This window comes from Nostoc sp. (genome assembly GCF_036917635.1).
Lineage (GTDB): Bacteria > Cyanobacteriota > Cyanobacteriia > Cyanobacteriales > Nostocaceae > Nostoc.
The window spans coordinates 1-18310 of record NZ_JBALCW010000002.1 but is presented as its reverse complement, the minus strand read 5'-3'; the positions used below and the strand labels follow the sequence as shown (position 1 = coordinate 18310).

At 42.9% G+C, this 18310-nt stretch carries 11 protein-coding genes and 2 pseudogenes; 9 read left to right on the top strand and 4 right to left on the bottom strand.

Going from position 1 to position 18310, the window contains the following annotated elements; genetic code table 11:
- Positions 1 to 133: 133 nt before the first annotated feature.
- Positions 134 to 2164: a S9 family peptidase gene (locus V7K32_RS00115; RefSeq protein WP_334989174.1), complete on the bottom strand. Its 2031-nt coding sequence runs from the start codon at positions 2162 to 2164 to the stop codon at positions 134 to 136.
- Between the two features lie 636 nt (positions 2165 to 2800).
- Between V7K32_RS00115 and V7K32_RS00110 the strand changes: the two are divergent.
- The 3 genes and pseudogenes from V7K32_RS00110 to ovoA form a co-directional block, all read left to right on the top strand.
- Positions 2801 to 3004, top strand: a pseudogene (locus V7K32_RS00110) (GNAT family N-acetyltransferase); the annotation flags it as partial.
- 101 nt (positions 3005 to 3105) lie between these two features.
- Positions 3106 to 5262 (top strand): polyribonucleotide nucleotidyltransferase, encoded by a 2157-nt coding sequence (locus V7K32_RS00105; protein ID WP_334989173.1) that lies wholly within the window; start codon positions 3106 to 3108, stop codon positions 5260 to 5262.
- A 608-nt stretch (positions 5263 to 5870) separates the two neighbouring features.
- Complete coding sequence (ovoA, locus tag V7K32_RS00100) at positions 5871 to 7220, top strand: 5-histidylcysteine sulfoxide synthase (protein WP_334989172.1); 1350 nt, start codon at positions 5871 to 5873, stop codon at positions 7218 to 7220.
- 320 nt (positions 7221 to 7540) lie between these two features.
- Here ovoA and V7K32_RS00095 read toward each other — a convergent pair whose 3' ends face one another.
- On the bottom strand, positions 7541 to 8284 hold the full coding sequence (locus V7K32_RS00095) for a class I SAM-dependent methyltransferase (protein WP_334989170.1): 744 nt from the start codon (positions 8282 to 8284) through the stop codon (positions 7541 to 7543).
- Positions 8285 to 8419: 135 nt separating this feature from the next.
- On the opposite strand from V7K32_RS00095, the gene V7K32_RS00090 reads away from it, so the two are divergent.
- The gene (locus tag V7K32_RS00090) at positions 8420 to 9940 is read left to right on the top strand and encodes an ABC transporter permease subunit (RefSeq protein ID WP_334989168.1); all 1521 of its coding nucleotides are present in this window, start codon (positions 8420 to 8422) and stop codon (positions 9938 to 9940) included.
- A gap of 279 nt (positions 9941 to 10219) precedes the next feature.
- Here V7K32_RS00090 and ilvC read toward each other — a convergent pair whose 3' ends face one another.
- Positions 10220 to 11215, bottom strand: coding sequence for a ketol-acid reductoisomerase (ilvC, locus tag V7K32_RS00085; RefSeq protein WP_334989166.1), 996 nt, complete (start codon positions 11213 to 11215; stop codon positions 10220 to 10222).
- A 327-nt stretch (positions 11216 to 11542) separates the two neighbouring features.
- Here ilvC and V7K32_RS00080 point away from each other — a divergent pair, with 327 nt between their 5' ends.
- The 5 genes from V7K32_RS00080 to V7K32_RS00060 all read left to right on the top strand — a co-directional run bounded on the left by V7K32_RS00080 (position 11543) and on the right by V7K32_RS00060 (position 17918).
- Positions 11543 to 12466 carry a DUF4349 domain-containing protein gene (locus V7K32_RS00080; RefSeq protein WP_334989164.1) on the top strand — a complete coding sequence of 308 codons (924 nt, stop codon included), beginning with the start codon at positions 11543 to 11545 and terminating at the stop codon, positions 12464 to 12466.
- A gap of 232 nt (positions 12467 to 12698) precedes the next feature.
- Positions 12699 to 14057, top strand: coding sequence for an NAD(P)/FAD-dependent oxidoreductase (locus tag V7K32_RS00075; protein ID WP_334989162.1), 1359 nt, complete (start codon positions 12699 to 12701; stop codon positions 14055 to 14057).
- Positions 14058 to 14176: 119 nt separating this feature from the next.
- Positions 14177 to 15412: an LL-diaminopimelate aminotransferase gene (locus V7K32_RS00070; RefSeq protein ID WP_334989160.1), complete on the top strand. Its 1236-nt coding sequence runs from the start codon at positions 14177 to 14179 to the stop codon at positions 15410 to 15412.
- A 214-nt stretch (positions 15413 to 15626) separates the two neighbouring features.
- Positions 15627 to 16904 carry a M16 family metallopeptidase gene (locus tag V7K32_RS00065; protein ID WP_334989158.1) on the top strand — a complete coding sequence of 426 codons (1278 nt, stop codon included), beginning with the start codon at positions 15627 to 15629 and terminating at the stop codon, positions 16902 to 16904.
- A gap of 153 nt (positions 16905 to 17057) precedes the next feature.
- Positions 17058 to 17918, top strand: a complete 861-nt coding sequence (locus tag V7K32_RS00060) for a fructosamine kinase family protein (protein ID WP_334989156.1) — start codon at positions 17058 to 17060, stop codon at positions 17916 to 17918.
- A gap of 60 nt (positions 17919 to 17978) precedes the next feature.
- Here the strand turns inward: V7K32_RS00060 and V7K32_RS00055 are convergent.
- Positions 17979 to 18227: pseudogene (locus V7K32_RS00055) on the bottom strand (TMEM14 family protein); the annotation flags it as partial.
- Positions 18228 to 18310 lie beyond the last annotated feature (83 nt).

Here is an 18310-nt window from a genome sequence, read left to right as displayed (position 1 = left end):
TTAATTTGCACAATTAGAGCGGGCAAGATGCCCACCCCACAAGAGATTTATTTTTTGGAGGATGCAAATTAAAAAAATTTTAGCTTACCTTTGCTTTTTCTTTTCCAGAAGAACACTGAATTCTTCTTCAAGACTATTTTCCAGTAGTTGCGGTTGAGGGGATCAAGTATTTATCATACCAAGCTAAATAACGCTCTAGGACATCACGTTGATAACTCGGTTTGCTGATTCCGTGGGACTGTCCGGGATAAACTACTAACTGAGTATCAATTCCGAGACTTTTCAGGGCTTGATACATCTGTTCAGAGTTTAGCAGTGGTACAGAACTATCCTTGTCACCTCCCAGAAATATTGTCGGTGTCACAATTCGGTCAGCGTGAAGAAATGGGAAAGAAATTCGCAGCCATGTATCCAGGTTCTTCCACGGTACGCCTAACTCCTGTTCGTAGTCATAAATATACTCATCTGTACCATAGGTCGCCAGAATATTTGATTCACTAGCCCCACTAACTGCGGCTTTAAAGCGAGTATCTTGAGCAATAGTATAATTGGTTAACATCCCCCCATAACTCCACCCACCAATTCCTAAACGCGATGGCGAAGCAATTTTGCTAGCGATGGCATAATCAGCACCGGCAATAATATCTTGAGCGTCTTTGTTTCCCCAATCTGCATAAATCGCTTTGGAAAAAGCTTCACCTCTTCCTGAACTCCCACGTGGGTTCACACCAACGACGACATAACCATGAGCAGCAAACAGTTGCCAATTAAACATAAACTGATTTGTGAACTGCCCCACAGGTCCGCCGTGCAGCATCAGCAGTGTCGGGTATCTCTTCCCTGACTGAAAGTTAGGTGGCTTGACAAGAAAACCGTGAATTTCTGTTCCATCCTTACTATTAAAGGTGATTTCATTTGTAGTTGCTAAATTTAATTGAACTAGCAACTGATCATTTTGGTGCGACAATGGACGCAAATCTTTACCGTTGAAGGCGAAGACTTCACTTGGTTCTTGTGGCGTTGAAGAAAGTAAAGCGATTTTGTCATCGCCTCCTAAATCAAAGTTACTAATATTTCGCCTTCCTGCTAGCAATCGCTGAATTTTGCCCCCGGCTACGGGTATCTTTGCAAGGTGAACGTTGCCATCGTCTTCGATTAAAAACAGTATTGATTTCCCATCTTTTGTAAAACGCGGTTTGACGACATTGCGATCAAGGCTTTTAGTCAGTAGACGCGGAGTGCCGCCAAGGGCAGGAATCACCGCTAGATGGTAAACTGCGTATTCAATGAGTTTGGGTGAACCTCCTTGAAGATAGGCAATTGACTTCCCATCTGGACTCCAAGCTGGACGGCTACCCCAATCAGGATCGCTGTCAGGACCAGGAAAAGTGGTTAGCTGGCGGATTTTTGCTCCAGGTTGGGCAGCGATGACATAAAGATCCCAATTATTGTTGCGATCGCTATTTTCACCGCGTTTGCTCACAAAAGCAATATTTTTACTATCACTTGACCAAGCAGGTAAAGACTCATTAAATGAACCTGGGGTGAGAATCTCTGTTTTGCGAGTTGCTAAGTCCAATACATAAAGATGTTCGTGACTTTTGTCGATAAAACCGACACCATCTTCAAGAAAGTGGAACAGATCGATGACAATCGGTGCTGGGGTTTTGCCATTAAAGGGAGTTTCTGGGGCTGGTTCAGAGGCAATTACAGCTAGTCGTTTACTGTCACCAGACCAGACAAAATCGCTAACATCACCAGCAAAGTCGGATATTTTTTCGGCTTCACCACCTGCTAGGTTGAGCAACCAAATTTGCTGTTTTCCAGATTCACGGCTGGAGATGAAAGCTAGATACTTCCCATCTGGGCTGAACCGAGGGTTATCTTCACTATCTTTACCGTTAGTTAAATGTAACGTTCGGGAACCATCCCAAGAAGTCATGTAAATATGTTTATCTTGTGTATCATTTTTCAAATCCGTATTAGTTACTGTGTAAGCAATCCAGTCTCCAGTGGGAGAAAGTTGGGGATCGCTAATTTGGCGAAAGGCAAACTTATCCTCAAGCGTCAGCAGACGTTTTTCTTGAGCTTGAGTCGGAATGTTTATACCGAGTGCGATCGCTAAAACAGCACTGATGAAAGCGATTTTTGTTAGCTTTTTCATAACTAGATATCATAACTTGGGGTTGGCAGATTTTTTTGAAGGTAGAGAAATTGGTAAATAAGCTAGAACATATTTAATTTGCAGATTAAAGTTATAATAAGAGATAGACATAATGGTTATTGCGTCAGGGTAAACGCATCTAAATATTGATGAGCATAGATAAAAAAACAGTTTCTTGCCGCGCGCGATAGATGACAACTATTTAGCAATAGTTTTAGCTAATGCTAAAACTAAGCTATCGAAGATTTCATTTAAAATTTTACGTAAAAAGTTTGTTTTTATCCAGTTAAATATATTTTTGACTCCCTAAATAATGAGTGTTTTTAGTACTAATAGACAATAATTTAGATGGAGATAAGCTAATTCAGATTTATAAATATTTGGTGATATATTTGGTTTATCACTTCCTCAATTTTTACAATTATCTATAGGATTACTATTTGATTTTTGAACGAAATTAGGTATTGTAGGGTGTGTTAGAACGGAGTTCGTAACGCACTATTGTCAGGGGTTTGATGCCGTACTCTCCGTGCTAACACATCCTAGGTATATTTTCAGAAATCAAACCGGATTCCCATATATCATTTTGGAATTTTCTTTAGTTTTTGTTAGGGAATTAAGATGCATTCGCCCTGGTGGATGGGGGAGGCGATGCTCTTAATAGCAGCAAACCTGGGCTATGAAGCAGTAATGTTCAATTTGGTCTTTGAAACTAATATACCTTCAATTACCCTTTGGCAGTCGTTAGGATTTGAGATAATTGGGCAAATTGGGCGTGCGGCGAAGCTAAAAGATGAACAAGTGGTAGACGCGCTGATGATGTATCGTGCTTTGGGTTGAACGACTTATCTATCTTTGTATGTACCAGAAGCCAGTCATAGTGCATAAATGTTAGGATTGCCACAGAAAGAGAATAGCGAAAGAGAAGGAAAAAGAACTGAATGGCAGAAGTTGATAAGTCAATATCCTTCGATGGAAGGGATATTCGACTGAAAGTAGGCTTACTAGCTCCCCAGGCTGGTGGGTCGGTTTTGATAGAATCAGGGGATACATCAGTTTTAGTGACAGCTACGCGATCGCAAGCCAGAGAAGGCATTGATTTTCTTCCCCTCACAGTAGATTATGAAGAAAGGCTGTACGCAGCTGGTAGGATTCCCGGCGGGATCATGCGGCGAGAAGGTCGTCCACCAGAAAAAACAATTCTCACCAGCCGTCTAATAGACCGTCCCATGCGTCCCCTGTTCCCCTCATGGCTACGGGATGACCTGCAAATTATTGCCTTAACGTTGTCGATGGATGAGTTAGTTCCACCCGATGTGTTAGCAGTTACAGGCGCTTCTATTGCTACCCTGATTGCCCAGATTCCTTTTAATGGGCCAATGGCAGCAGTGCGGGTTGGTTTAGTGGGAGATGATTTCATTATTAACCCCACCTATGCAGAAATCGAAGCTGGAGACTTGGATCTAGTAGTAGCAGGTTCACCAGATGGCGTAATCATGGTGGAGGCGGGAGCCAATCAATTGCCAGAGCGAGATATTATCGAGGCGATTGACTTTGGTTATGAAGCAGTACGGGACTTAATCAAAGCACAGCAAGATTTAGTAGCAGAACTGGGTCTAGTAATAGTGCAAGAAGCACCACCAAACGTAGACCAAACGCTAGAAAATTATATCCGCGATCGCGCTAACAGCCAGATTAAGAAAATCCTCTCTCAATTTACCTTCACCAAACCCGAACGCGATGCCGCTTTAGATGTCGTCAAGGATGAAATTGCCACGACGATTAAGGAACTTCCAGAAGAAGATCCAATTCGAGTTGCTGCAACTGCAAATAGCAAGGCACTTGGTAACACTTTTAAAGATATTACTAAGTACTTCATGCGGCGGCAAATCATCGAAGATAACGTTCGCGTTGATGGTCGTAAACTCGATGAAGTGCGTCGTGTTTCTTGTTCAGTTGGTGTTTTACCAAAGCGAGTTCACGGTAGCGGTTTATTTAACCGGGAACTAACTCAGGTATTATCCGCTTGTACTCTGGGTACACCGGGGGATGCCCAAAACCTCAACGATGACATGCAGCTAGATCAACACAAGCGTTACCTGCATCATTACAACTTCCCGCCTTTCTCAGTCGGGGAAACCAAGCCAATGCGCTCCCCAGGAAGACGCGAAATTGGTCACGGGGCATTGGCAGAGCGAGCGCTATTACCTGTGCTACCCTCAAAGGAAGAATTTCCCTACGTGATTCGCATCGTATCGGAAGTACTTTCCTCCAACGGTTCCACTTCAATGGGTTCAGTCTGCGGTTCCACTCTAGCCCTAATGGATGCTGGTGTACCAATTCTCAAACCCGTTAGTGGCGCAGCAATGGGTCTGATTAAGGATGGGGACGAAGTGCGAATCCTCACCGATATTCAGGGCATTGAAGACTTTTTGGGCGACATGGACTTCAAAGTTGCTGGTACAGATACTGGGATTACCGCCTTGCAAATGGATATGAAAATATCTGGTCTGTCGTTGGAGGTTATTTCCCAAGCCGTTCACCAAGCCAAAGCAGCCCGGTTGCACATTCTGGAGAAAATGCTTGCTTGCATTGACACGCCACGGATTGAAACCTCACCTTATGCCCCACGTCTGTTAACAATCAAGATTGATTCAGACATGATTGGTCTGGTAATTGGGCCTGGAGGCAAGACGATTAAGGGGATTACAGAAGAAACTGGTGCGAAAATTGACATCGAAGATGATGGCACCGTGACAATTTCGGCTGTGGATGAGAACAGGGCTAAAAAAGCCAGAAACATCATCCAAGGGATGACCCGCAAGCTGCACGAAGGGGATGTCTACGCAGGACGTATTACGCGGATTATACCGATAGGTGCATTTGTGGAATTTCTGCCTGGAAAAGAAGGGATGATTCACATCTCACAACTAGCTGACTACCGCGTTGGCAAAGTTGAAGATGAAGTAGCGGTGGGCGATGAAGTGATTATCAAAGTGCGCGAAATTGATAACAAAGGTCGGATTAATCTCACTCGCTTGGGTATCCACCCAGATCAAGCAGCAGCAGCCCGGGAAGCTGCGGCGGTGAATCGGTAACCCGATTTGGGATTTTAGATTAGATTAAATCTAAAATCCGCGATGCCTACTGTGAAGGCATCGCCGTATGCTTCTCTAATTAGTTGCAATTTTAACCTGATATAGCAGTCCGCTTTGATTTGTGAAATTATTTGCGTATACAGGCAGTAGGGAGTAGGGAGTGGCAAAAAAGCTTTTTCAGAGTGTACTGATTTTTTTCAAAAATCAAACAGGACTTACGCAAAATACCTCTCAAACTCTTATTTCTGAGTGTCGCGCCAGTTGCTTCAAGTCTCTTAACCCGCAAGGGCGTACTGGCTTCTCTGTGTCTGGAGTGGTTCGATTTTCCGTTACCTGTGCTTAAGTCGTATCAAATATGAATCCTATAGCAATAAGACAGTTAATAAATGTTTTAAACTCCCCTATACTTGTTCAACGACATTAGTACATTATTTCTATTATTTTGACAAGCCGTAATTAGAGTAATTTTAACTACACCTTTTATCTATTTACAAATTTAGTAAATTGTCTGATCATAACGACACAAGACAAAATGTGATGAACAACACTTTTTTTATAATCAGTCGTAGTTTATGTAATTTGTCTGTGAATGTTCTGTCAAAAATATCATGGCTTTAGTTCTAACCATAAATAAACTGACATCAACTCAAGTCCCCAGACTCAATGATTGCAGTTCACAAAACCTGCTAAAATACTTTGAGAATTCTTGGGAACTTGAAGAAACACTCATGAAAACTTTGGTCGGGGAAGAAACTTTTTATCTTAACCCCGATCCTTTAAGAAACCGGATAATTTTTTATCTTGGTCACTCTGCTGTTTTTTTCATTAATAAGTTAATTGGCGTTGGTTTAATCAAAGCTGGAATTAATTCAGAATACGAAAGCCTATTTGAGATCGGAGTTGATCCACAAACACCGACAGAACTCGACGCTGCGATGCAAGGGGTTAGCTGGCCTGATGTAGAAAAAGTTTGGCAATATCGAGACAAGGCGCGAGAGACAATTACAAAGGTTATTCAAAATACTTCCTTGGATCTGCCGATTCATCAACAGCACCCCTTCTGGGCTTTGCTGATGGCAATAGAACATAGTCGGATTCACTTTGAAACCTCTTCGATGCTAGTGCGTCAATTGCCTACCGATCGCCTAAAACGTCCCCAAGGCTGGAATTATGCACCTAGTAACGGTAAAATTGCCAACAATGAAATGCGGCGGGTTCCAGGTGGTGTGGTGAAACTAGGAAAACCCAAAGATGATCTTACCTATGGTTGGGATAGTGAATATGGCGATCGCACTGTTGAAGTGAAACCGTTTTTAGCTAGTCAATATCTTATCACTAACGGCGAATATTTGAAATTTGTTCAAGCTGGTGGTTATAATAATCCAGATTACTGGAATGCTGAATCTTGGGATTGGAAGCAATACAACGTCCAACATCCTAAATTCTGGATACCCTTGCAGGATGGTTATCGCTATCGAGCCACATTCGACGAAATAGACTTACCCCTAGACTGGCCTGTAGAAGTCAATTACTACGAAGCGATCGCATTTTGTCGTTTTCAAGGCTCAGAAATTCGCTTGATGACTGAAGCCGAATGGAATCAAGCCTTACTTACCTCTGAGGATCAGCACTTATCAAATAACTATAATCTCAACTTACAATTCATTTCCCCCACCCCAGTGGGAATGTTCAAACCAGCTAATAGTGCTTCTTTCCTTTACGATCTTAGAGGAAACGTTTGGGAATGGTTGGGGGACACATTCAACGCTTTACCAGGATTTCAACCTCATCCACTTTACGAAGATCAAGCAGCACCATTTTTTGATGATAAACATCAGATGATGCTTGGCGGTTCTTGGGCTACTAATGGTGCAATGGCATTACCAACTTATCGCAACTGGTTTCGTCCCTACTTTTATCAACACGCTGGTTTTAGAATTGCTCAAGATTTCAAATGAGATTACTGAAAATTATGGTGATTTTTCAAACATAGAACTTCCGCAAAAGTTACGGAATAACGAACCTTATTAGGCGCAAAGAAGCCAGTGTACCCTTGCGGTTAAGAGACTTGTCCCTTGCGCGTCTCCCCTTGGGAGAAGCAACTGGCGCGACACGGAGAAATAAGAGTTTGAGAGATATTTTGCCTAAGTCCTAAAACAGAATTAGGACTTACGCACGGGTAAAGGAAAACGAACCTTATTAGGCGCAGAGGTCACGGAGGAATGAGAGTTTGAGAGGGTTTTTGCGTAAGTCCTAAGAATAAAGGCGTCAGGACTCTTCATTTGCTTGCTACCAGAATCATTCGGCGGCTATCAAGGGCGAACGGTTCACCATCGTAACCATAGCCCTCTACTTCGCTGAAGCCTGTTTGCAAGAGCCAATCGCGGATTTCGGGAAAGGTAAAATTGCGAACATAGTATTGACCGCGCCGCACTTCTCCATCACGAATGATAATCCGCTCGGTATGGGTACGATTGGTAAGCGCATCGTAGCGGCTGCGTGCGAGCATATAATTACCCTCACGCTCAGTAATTAACTCAGGCGTAAACTCTTGCAAGACGCGGCTAAAATTTTGAATATCAATTAAAAATTTGCCACCTACTTTTAGAGCGCGATACGCTTCGGTTAAGACCGATCTATTTTCATTGTCATCGAAGTAACCGAAGGCTGTAAAACAGTTAATGATATAGTTGAAGCGATCGCTAAAGGGTAGGGAACGCATATCGCCTTGAAGGTACTCTACCTTAACACCGTTGCTAGCCGCATCTTGACGGGCTTTTTCTAAGAAGAAAGCTGTAATATCAAGTCCAGTCACATTATAACCGCGAGCCGCTAGCCGATTAGCAATCCGTCCATGCCCACAAGCTAAGTCTAAAATAGTCATTCCTGCTTGTATATCTAGCAGTCGGCAAATCAAGTCAACTTGGTGTTGGCTGCGCTCTGGTGTCAACAGCGTGTCATAAAAGTAAAGATAATCATCCTCGAATACGCTCTGATCGTTGAATGTAAAATTTGCAATCATTTGAAATCTGATTTATTGAGTGAATTTTGAATGTATATCGGAGAACATCTGTGAGGAGGGTTTTTGCCGCAACAACATGTCCATGACTTTATTATCCTTTGAATAAGGTACAGAGATGAGAGATGTCTAAAAAATATGGCTAGATTGAGTATAATCCGTTGGCTACCTCAGCTAGTTCTTGGTTTAAGCTGTCTGCTTCTGCTTTCAATTTGGATCGCTACTGATTCCATAGCAGCTGGCAAAACGCTAACGGTTGCCACAGAACCTACATTTCCGCCTTTCGAGTTTCAATCTGTCACTGGTGAGTTACAGGGCTTTGACATTGACTTAATGAATGCGATCGCTTCATCCTCTGGCTTTCGAGTTAAGTACCAAAATATGCCCTTCGCTGGGATGATTCCAGCGTTGCAAACACAAACTGTAGATGCCGCAGTTGCGGCAATGGCAATTACTGCTGAACGGGTGAAGACAATTTCCTTCTCGCGCCCTTACTTCAAATCGGGCGTAGCGATCGCCACCCGCGCAGACAATCAAAACATTATCAATTTCGATAGTCTTAAAAACAAGACCATTGGTGTGCAAATCGGGACAACTGGCGCACAGAAGGCTAAAAGTATTCCCGGATCTGAAATTCGCACTTTTGATGACTCACCCTTAACCCTTCAAGCATTAATCAATGGTAATGTCGATGCCGTTCTGAATGATCAGGTCGTTCTCTTATATGGTATAAAGACCGGCAACCTTGAAAAACTCAAAGTTGTCAGCAGTCTGCTAACAGAAGAATTTTATGGCATTCCTACACCTAAAGGATCGCCCAACTTGCAAGCGATTAACCAAGGTATAGAAACGGTGCTGAAAAATGGTACTTACGCCAAAATCTACGAAAAGTGGTTTGGTATCCAACCGCCACAACTACCAGAAAAATCACCCATCGAAAACCAGGCTCCCAAAAAAGGCGTATCTCAACTATTTACCTCATTAAGCATTATCTTTAAGTCGCTACCCACCTTGCTAAATGGGGCTTTAGTAACACTTGAACTCACAGCAATCTCAGTCTTGCTGGGGATGATCGGGGGTACACTGATTGGAATTGTTCGCCTTTTCCCCACTCCGCCTTTGCCCTGGATTGCTAGGGCGTATGTAGACTTTTTCCGGGGAACGCCGTTGCTGGTGCAGATTTTTATGATTTACTTTGGGTTACCTGCTTTAGCCCAAAATTTTGGTTTTACCTTCACTTTAAATCGTTTAGTAGCAGCAGTGATTGCATTGAGTCTTAATTGCGCTGCTTACATTGCTGAAATTGTCCGCGCAGGCATTCAATCAATTGAGCCTGGACAAACAGAAGCCTCTCAATCACTGGGTTTAAGCTCAGTGCAAACGATGCGCTATGTAATCTTTCCTCAAGCCCTGCGGCGGATGCTGCCACCTCTGGGCAATCAGTTCATTAGCTTGCTCAAAGACACCAGCTTAGTTGCGATCATCGGTTTTGAAGAGTTGTTCCGCAAAGGACAGCTGATTGTAGCTGAGAACTATCGTTCATTTGAGATTTACGCAACTGTCGCCTTGGTTTATTTATTCCTAACTTTGCTTTCTTCTCAAGCGTTGAGTCGATTTGAGCGATCGCTCAATCCCATTAACAAGAAGAAAGCTAATTAGTATAAGTTATACCAATTCTCTATGAACATGCGCCATATATGAGGAACGAACCGCAAAGGCCGCAAAGGACAGAAAGAAAGAAACAAATAAGAAGTCAAGAAAATTTAGCGCAGCCTCACAAAGAAATGGTGTTACAGCTATTTTCAGATAAATAGCTGTAAAGATAATTGTTTTTCTTTTGCTTAGGGATTACCAAGAAAGAAATTATCCAATCTTGTGGGGTGGGCGTCTCGCCCGCCCCACAATAAATAGTTGGATATTTATTTATTTGGAAGTCCCTTAAGCTTTTTTCAACCAGCTAAACATAGCGCGTAAATCTTTGCCAACTTCTTCAATTTTGTGTTCAGCTTCTTTACGACGCATGGCGGTAAATCCTGGTTTACCAGCTTGGTTTTCTAGAACAAATTCTCGTGCAAATTGCCCAGATTGAATTTCGCTGAGAATCTTCTGCATTTCAGCTTTGGTTTGTTCGGTTACAATCCGCGGCCCACGGGTATAATCGCCATATTCAGCCGTATTAGAAATACTGTCGCGCATTTTGGCTAAACCACCTTCTACAACCAAGTCAACAATTAGCTTGACTTCATGCAGACATTCAAAATAAGCCAATTCTGGTTGATAACCAGCTTCTACCAAAGTTTCAAATCCGGCTTTAATTAAAGCACTCAAACCACCGCACAATACCGCTTGTTCGCCAAATAAATCGGTTTCAGTTTCTTCGCGGAAAGTCGTTTCCAGAACACCAGCGCGAGTCCCACCGATACCTTTAGCATAAGACATGGCGCGATCGCGCGCCTGACCACTAGCATCTTGATAAACTGCAAACAGCGCGGGTACCCCTTCCCCCTGTTCATAAGTCCGTCGTACCAAATGCCCTGGTCCCTTGGGTGCTACCATTACCACATCTACATTAGCCGGTGGTACAACTTGCCCAAAGTGAATATTAAAGCCGTGGGCAAAGGCTAACACATTTCCTTCTTCGAGATTTGGTTCAATCTCGTTTTTGTAAATCGTTTTTTGGACTTCATCAGGTAACAAAATCATGATGAAATCAGCAGCATTAGCAGCATCTGCAACATTTTTTACAGTTAACCCAGCAGCTTCGGCTTTTGCTACTGACTTACTACCCGGATATAGCCCCACAATCACATTCAAACCACTATCTTTGAGATTGAGAGCGTGAGCATGACCTTGAGAACCATAGCCGATGATAGCAATAGTTTTTCCAGCCAAAAGGTCTAAATTAGCATCTTCGTCATAATACATCCGGGCCATAGAAGCATCTCCTGTCAGCAAGCATCGTCATTTATTGGCAGGTTTAAAATTGTACCCCAAATTGAGTAACTACAGATGAACTATAAGAATCCTTAAGTAGGTGGGGATGAGGGGGATGAGGGGGATGAGGGGGATGAGGGAGATGCTCAACATTTAAATTGCATATACCGGGCGGGCAAGATGCCCACCCCACAAGAGTTTGATTTAATTCAATTATGCAAGTTAGATGTTTTTCAGCTTAACCCTGTTACATAAATTGCAACAATACAGGTTTTAAATTTTTCATCAGCAATACTGGGGTTAAGTTCATCCATCTGAGGATAGATTATGTCCGCTTTGACGAAATTACCGCGCCCGTCTGTTTTATTTGTGAGTGCATTATTAGGAGGAGTAATTTTAACCAGTTGCGCCTCTTCCCATGACTTAGCAAATAAGGCTTTACCTCAAATTGCAGCCGATGCTACGGCAAATAAAGTAATAGCACCTGCTAGTGAAAGCAGTTCCCAAAAGACGGAAGCTGCACCAATAAATCGTTCTCGTCCCCAACTCATAAAAAAGGCAGCAATATCTTTGACTGTCAACTCTGTAGATCAGACTATTGATGCAGTTTCGCAAATTATCAATAAACAGCAAGGGGATTTGATCGGGTTGAAACAACAACAACCCAAAAACGACAGCCGGCGTTACACAGCAACAATCCAATTGCGGATACCAGAGAACCGACTGGAATCTACCCTGGAAGAACTAGCTAAATTAGGCACTGTTGAAAGTCGTAATATCACGGCAGAAGATGTAGGCGATCGCCTGGTGGATTTTCAAGCTAGATTAACCAATTTGCAAAAAACTGAAGCCAATTTGCAAAAAATTATGGATCGGGCAGGTTCCATTAGAGATGTGCTTAGTGTTGCCCAAGAACTAAGTAATGTACGAGAAACCATAGAACAAATTAATGCCCAACTCAAAAGCCTACAAAATCAAGTTGCTTATTCCACTATTACGCTGAACCTAGAAGCAGCAGTTTCTAGCACCAGTTCACAACCTGCCTTTGGTTTGCAAGTTCAGGAGACTTGGAATAAATCTACTCACTCCCTTAGTGTATTTTCCGTTGGTTTACTCAAGCTGGGTATTTGGCTAATTGTTTACAGTCCCTATTTGTTAATTTTTGCTGCCCTTGTCTATAGCTTTAACCGTTGGCGGCGAACTCATTCACCACGTTTAACACAAACACCAGAATCAACTAGTTCTGAGTGAGCTTGCATAAATCATACATCTACCTTTGATAAATCTACATAAAAAGAGTAATTCAAATATTGCCAAATCTTATTGTCTGAGCCTCCATCTTAAAAAGTTCTGTTTATCCTGTAGTTTTAATTACTTTAAAACTTTTTCAAATGTAAAGAGCAATACAAAATATATGATGACAATTTTGATACAAATTTGTTAAGAATAGTTAAAATAGTGGGCATACACGATAATATTTCTTATGGTAAATTCACTTGACAATAATCCACCCCATCAAGTAGTGATCGTTGGCGGTGGCTTTGGTGGACTTTATGCAGCAAAAACACTCGCCAAAGCGGCCGTAAACGTTACTCTGATTGATAAACGTAACTTTCATCTCTTTCAACCCCTCCTATACCAAGTCGCCACAGGGGCGCTATCTCCTGCTGATATTTCCTCACCCTTGCGTTCTGTGCTTAGTAAGAGCAAAAATACAAAAGTGCTGCTGGGAGAGGTGAATAATATCGATCCAGAAGCAAAACAAGTAACTGTGGGTGACGAAGCAATAGCTTACGATACATTAATTGTCGCCACAGGAGCCAAGCATTCCTACTTTGGCAAAGACAACTGGGAAGAATTCGCCCCCGGCTTGAAAACTGTAGAAGATGCCATAGAAATGCGTAGCCGGATTTTTACGGCGTTTGAAGCCGCAGAAAAAGAAACCGATCCAGAAAAACGCCGTGCTTGGTTAACTTTTGTAATTGTTGGTGGTGGCCCAACTGGTGTAGAATTAGCTGGTGCGATCGCAGAATTGGCAAATCAAACTCTCAAAGAAGATTTCCGCAACATCGACACATCAGAAGCTCAGATTTTGCTATTAGAAGGGCTGGATCGGATTTTGCCACCCTTTGCACCAGAGTTATCACAAGAAGCGGAAGCATCCTTGACGCGCTTGGGGGTGGTTGTGCAGACAAAAACACTGGTAACGAATATTGAAAATCATATTGTTACCCTCAAACAAGGCGAAGAAGTTAAAGAAATTGCCTCAAAAACGGTATTATGGGCAGCAGGTGTAAAAGCTTCAGCAATGGGAAAAGTGCTAGCAGAACGCACAAGTGCCGAATGCGATCGCGCTGGACGGATCATCGTCGAACCTGACTTGAGTATTAAGGGACATCCGAATATTTTTGTAATTGGCGACTTAGCAAATTTTTCTCATCAAAATGGTAAACCGCTACCTGGTGTTGCACCTGTAGCGAAGCAACAAGGTGAATATGTCGCAGAACTAGTCCAAAAACGACTTGCAGGTAAGAGTTTACCACCCTTTGCTTATACGGATTATGGTAGTTTAGCAATGATTGGACACAATTCTGCTGTGGTAGATTTGGGCTTTATCAAGCTGAAAGGTTTCTTTGCATGGCTATTTTGGCTCTTGATTCACATCTACTTCTTAATTGAATTTAACAACAAATTAGTAGTAATGATTCAGTGGGCATGGAACTATTTTACCCGTAATCGCGGAGCAAGATTAATTACAGGTCAAGAATCCCTTACGGAGTTCGGAATTAGCGATCGCAACGGTTACACCTCAGCCGAAAATAAACAACCAGTAAATGTCTAGTTGTCATTTGTCATTTGTCAATAGTTATTTTCCTCCCACTCCCCACTCCCCATAACAAAGTTATCGCCCTCATAAATTAGCAGTAAGCTGTTTGAGGGCGTTTTTTCATAATCTACATAATGGCAACTATTAACGACAACTACCTGAAACTGAAAGCGGGTTATCTGTTTCCAGAAATTGCTCGGCGGGTGAATGCCTTTGCAGAAGCGAACAGTAATGCTAAAATAATTCGGCTGGGCATTGGTGATGTTACCGAACCTCTGCCGGAGGCTTGCCGCACAGCTATGATTAAAGCTGTGGAAGAAATGAGCGATCGCACCACCTTCAAAGGTTACGGCCCAGAGCAAGGCTACGCTTGGTTACGAGAAAAAATTGCTACTCACGATTTCCAAGCACGGGGAGCCGATATAGATGCTTCCGAAATCTTTATCTCCGATGGTTCCAAATGCGACACTGGCAATATTCTAGAAATCTTTGGTCATGATAACATAATTGCCGTTACTGACCCCGTTTATCCCGTATATGTAGACACTAACGTTATGGTGGGAAATACGGGAGATGCCAATGACAAAGGCGAGTTTGAAGGCTTAGTTTATCTACCAATTACGGCTGATAACAACTTCACCGCCCAGATTCCCTCAAAGAAAGTCGATTTAATTTATCTCTGCTTTCCCAATAACCCCACTGGCGCAACTGCTACTAAAGAATATCTCAAAGCATGGGTAGACTATGCCAAAGCTAATAACTCGATTATTTTCTTTGATGCAGCCTACGAAGCTTATATTACCGATCCATCGATTCCTCACTCAATTTATGAAATTGAAGGTGCAAGAGAAGTTGCGATCGAATTTCGGTCTTTTTCTAAGAATGCAGGTTTTACAGGAACTCGTTGTGCGTTAACCGTGGTACCGAAGACACTCAATGGAATTGCCGGCGATGGTTCCGATGTGGAACTATGGAAACTTTGGAATCGCCGCCAGTCTACTAAGTTTAATGGTGTTTCTTACATCGTCCAACGGGGAGCCGAAGCGGTTTACTCTGAAGAAGGACAAGCACAAATTAAGGAATTGGTGAATTTCTATCTAGAAAACGCCAAAATTATCCGCGAGAAACTCACAGCCGCCGGATTATCAGTTTATGGAGGCGTGAATGCACCTTATGTTTGGGTGAAAACTCCTAATGGTTTATCCAGTTGGGAGTTTTTTGATAAGTTGCTGGAAACTGTCAACGTTGTGGGGACACCTGGTTCTGGCTTTGGTGCTGCGGGTGAAGGTTACTTCCGCATTTCGGCGTTTAACAGCCGCGAGAATGTCGAAGAGGCGATGAAGCGGATTACAGAGAAGTTTAAGGTGTAATATCATGTCCGCATAATTAGTTGTGATTCCCACAGTCATTACACCCCAGGCGCCAGATGCTCCACTTAATCCCCTCCCCAAAGCATCGGGGAGGGGAGACAAAGCGTAGCTTTGGCTCTTTGGGGAACTCCTGGTTTAATAATAGAGGTCTTTTTATATGATTTTCCGTGACGGATAAGATAAAGAAGTAACGTAGCTCCTCACACAAGTAGCAATGACTTCAACCCTGCGGAAACTTCCTCGTCTTAATACCCCAACCGTGCATCAGTTGCCCAATGGTTTGACAATCATAGCGGAGCAGATGCCAGTTGAAGCTGTAAACCTCAACTTATGGATTAAAGTTGGTTCAGCCGTAGAATCTGATAGCATTAACGGCATGGCTCACTTTTTAGAGCACATGATTTTTAAAGGAACAGAACGACTGGCTAGCGGCGAGTTTGAACGTCGAATTGAAGAACGGGGTGCTGTTACCAATGCCGCTACTAGCCAAGATTATACTCATTACTATATAACTACAGCCCCGAAAGATTTTGCCGAGCTTGCTCCACTACAAATAGATGTAGTATCAAATGCGAGTATTCCTGATGATGCTTTTGAACGGGAGCGATTAGTAGTTTTAGAAGAAATTAGGCGTTCAGAAGATAATCCCCAACGGCGGACATTTCGGCGGGCGATGGAGACAGCTTTTGATGAACTACCTTATCGCCGTGCGGTGTTGGGGCCAGAATCGGTGATTGCCGAACTGAAACCCCAACAAATGCGAGATTTTCATACTAGTTGGTATCAACCCCAGTCAATTACTGCTGTAGCTGTGGGCAATTTGCCCGTAGAAGAATTAATTGCAACCATTGCTGAAGGATTTACAAAACTCAGTACTTCCCACTCCCCACTCCCCATTCCCCACTCCCCACTCCCCACTGAGCCACCATTTACAGAAATTGTCCGTCGAGAATTTGTAGATGAAAGTCTCCAGCAAGCAAGACTAGTGATGCTTTGGCGGGTTCCAGGAATGGTTCAGTTAGATTGCACCTATGGACTAGATGTTTTAGCCGGAATTTTGGGACATGGACGGACATCAAGACTGGTAAGGGATTTACGAGAAGAACGGGGATTAGTTTCTTCAATTTCTGTGAGTAACATGAGCAATCATCTGCAAGGGACATTTTATATTTCAGCTAAATGTGCAGTGGAAAATTTAGCAGAAGTAGAAGATGCGATCGCTCAACATATTCGCACAGTCCAAACCGAATTAGTCACAGAATCAGAAATTACCCGTGTGCGGCGGCGAGTAGCGAACAAATTTATTTTTGCCAATGAAACACCAAGCGATCGCACTGGGTTGTATGGTTATTATCAGTCTTTGGTGGGAGATTTAGAACCCGCCTTTAACTACCCAAATCATATTCAGAGCCAAAATGCAACCGACTTGATGCAAGCAGCCAAAGAGTATCTTTCCCCAGATGCTTATGGTGTAGTTGTCGTCAAGCCGTAAATTATAAAATGGGGGATTATAAAGTTAGGAGTTAGGAGTTAGGAGTTAGGAGTAAAAGGCCATGATTGTGTCTCCTTACTCCTAACTTTGATTGAACTCAACTTTTCACTCCTAATTTTGATTTAACTCCTCACTCCTAACTTTTATTTAATCATGTGGACTCAAATCGATGCTCATATTAGCCAGGTGACTGGTGAAAAATTTCAGAGTCAGCAACAGCGATCGGTTGGTGGCGGATGCATCAACCAAGGTTATGCTATCTCTAACGGTGAGATAACCTACTTCGTCAAGATGAACCAAGCATCCCAAGTTGCGATGTTTGAGGCTGAGGCAATGGGTTTAAAAGAAATGCTAGCAACAGGTACTATTCGCGTCCCAAATCCCATTTGCTGGGGTGTCGCTGAGAATTTTAGCTACATCGTGCTGGAATGGTTAGAACTTGGTAGCGGTAACAGCAATTCGTGGGAAGATATGGGGCGCAAGTTGGCGGCAATGCATAAAGCTAGCAGTAGTCAAGGTTTTGGTTGGAAAATTAACAATACCATTGGTTCAACGCCCCAAATCAATACTTGGACAGCAGACTGGACAGAATTTTATATTAAACATCGCCTGGGTTATCAATTTCAGCTGGCAAGGCGACGCGGAGGAAATTTCCCCCAGGAAGAAAAATTACTAGCAGCTATCCCTGAACTATTAGCGCATCAGGTGCAACCATCTTTAGTGCATGGCGATTTATGGGGCGGAAATGCCGGATGTACTAACTCAGGAGAACCAGTAATATTTGATCCAGCAACTTATTTTGGCGATCGCGAAGTTGATATAGCCATGACAGAATTATTTGGTGGATTCCCCGCAGCATTTTACCAAGGTTATAACAAAGCCTTTCTCTTAGATCCAGGCTATGAGCAAAGAAAAACACTCTATAACCTATATCACATTTTGAATCACTTCAATTTATTTGGCGGCGGTTATGCTTCCCAGGCGAACCGAATGATTGACCAAATTTTGCGCTAACTACAACTTTGCGTACCTTTGCGCTTCCCTCCGCGCTCCTCTGCGTTTAAATTTCACCCCTCAATTCCCCACCATTTGACTCACCATCACCCCCAAAGCCAACATACCCAAAATCGTCATTAATCCCGCCGGCATAAATTTGCGTGTTTTAGCCAGCCTAACTGCAAAAACGACTACCAAAACAGCAGTAACTACCACCGCCAAAATCGACCCCCAGCTTTGCCCTTGGAGTTGAAAGAAAGCCGCAAGTACTAGTAATAAACCGCTAATGCTACCACTTAAGAGTGAAACCTTACTTCTAGCCTGAATCCCCAGAGGGTGACAAACTGAAATAACGAGTATAAGATTGATTCGTTTTTACTGGTGCATTCAAAATGTCAAATTTTAGTCTT

Bases quoted from the DNA above. Each gene is read 5' to 3' on its own strand.
- V7K32_RS00115 (WP_334989174.1), bottom strand. From the start codon at position 2,164: ATGAAAAAGCTAACAAAAATCGCTTTCATCAGTGCTGTTTTAGCGATC.
- V7K32_RS00105 (WP_334989173.1), top strand. From the start codon at position 3,106: ATGGCAGAAGTTGATAAGTCAATATCCTTCGATGGAAGGGATATTCGA.
- ovoA (WP_334989172.1), top strand. From the start codon at position 5,871: ATGGCTTTAGTTCTAACCATAAATAAACTGACATCAACTCAAGTCCCC.
- V7K32_RS00095 (WP_334989170.1), bottom strand. From the start codon at position 8,284: ATGATTGCAAATTTTACATTCAACGATCAGAGCGTATTCGAGGATGAT.
- V7K32_RS00090 (WP_334989168.1), top strand. From the start codon at position 8,420: ATGGCTAGATTGAGTATAATCCGTTGGCTACCTCAGCTAGTTCTTGGT.
- ilvC (WP_334989166.1), bottom strand. From the start codon at position 11,215: ATGGCCCGGATGTATTATGACGAAGATGCTAATTTAGACCTTTTGGCT.
- V7K32_RS00080 (WP_334989164.1), top strand. From the start codon at position 11,543: ATGTCCGCTTTGACGAAATTACCGCGCCCGTCTGTTTTATTTGTGAGT.
- V7K32_RS00075 (WP_334989162.1), top strand. From the start codon at position 12,699: ATGGTAAATTCACTTGACAATAATCCACCCCATCAAGTAGTGATCGTT.
- V7K32_RS00070 (WP_334989160.1), top strand. From the start codon at position 14,177: ATGGCAACTATTAACGACAACTACCTGAAACTGAAAGCGGGTTATCTG.
- V7K32_RS00065 (WP_334989158.1), top strand. From the start codon at position 15,627: ATGACTTCAACCCTGCGGAAACTTCCTCGTCTTAATACCCCAACCGTG.
- V7K32_RS00060 (WP_334989156.1), top strand. From the start codon at position 17,058: ATGTGGACTCAAATCGATGCTCATATTAGCCAGGTGACTGGTGAAAAA.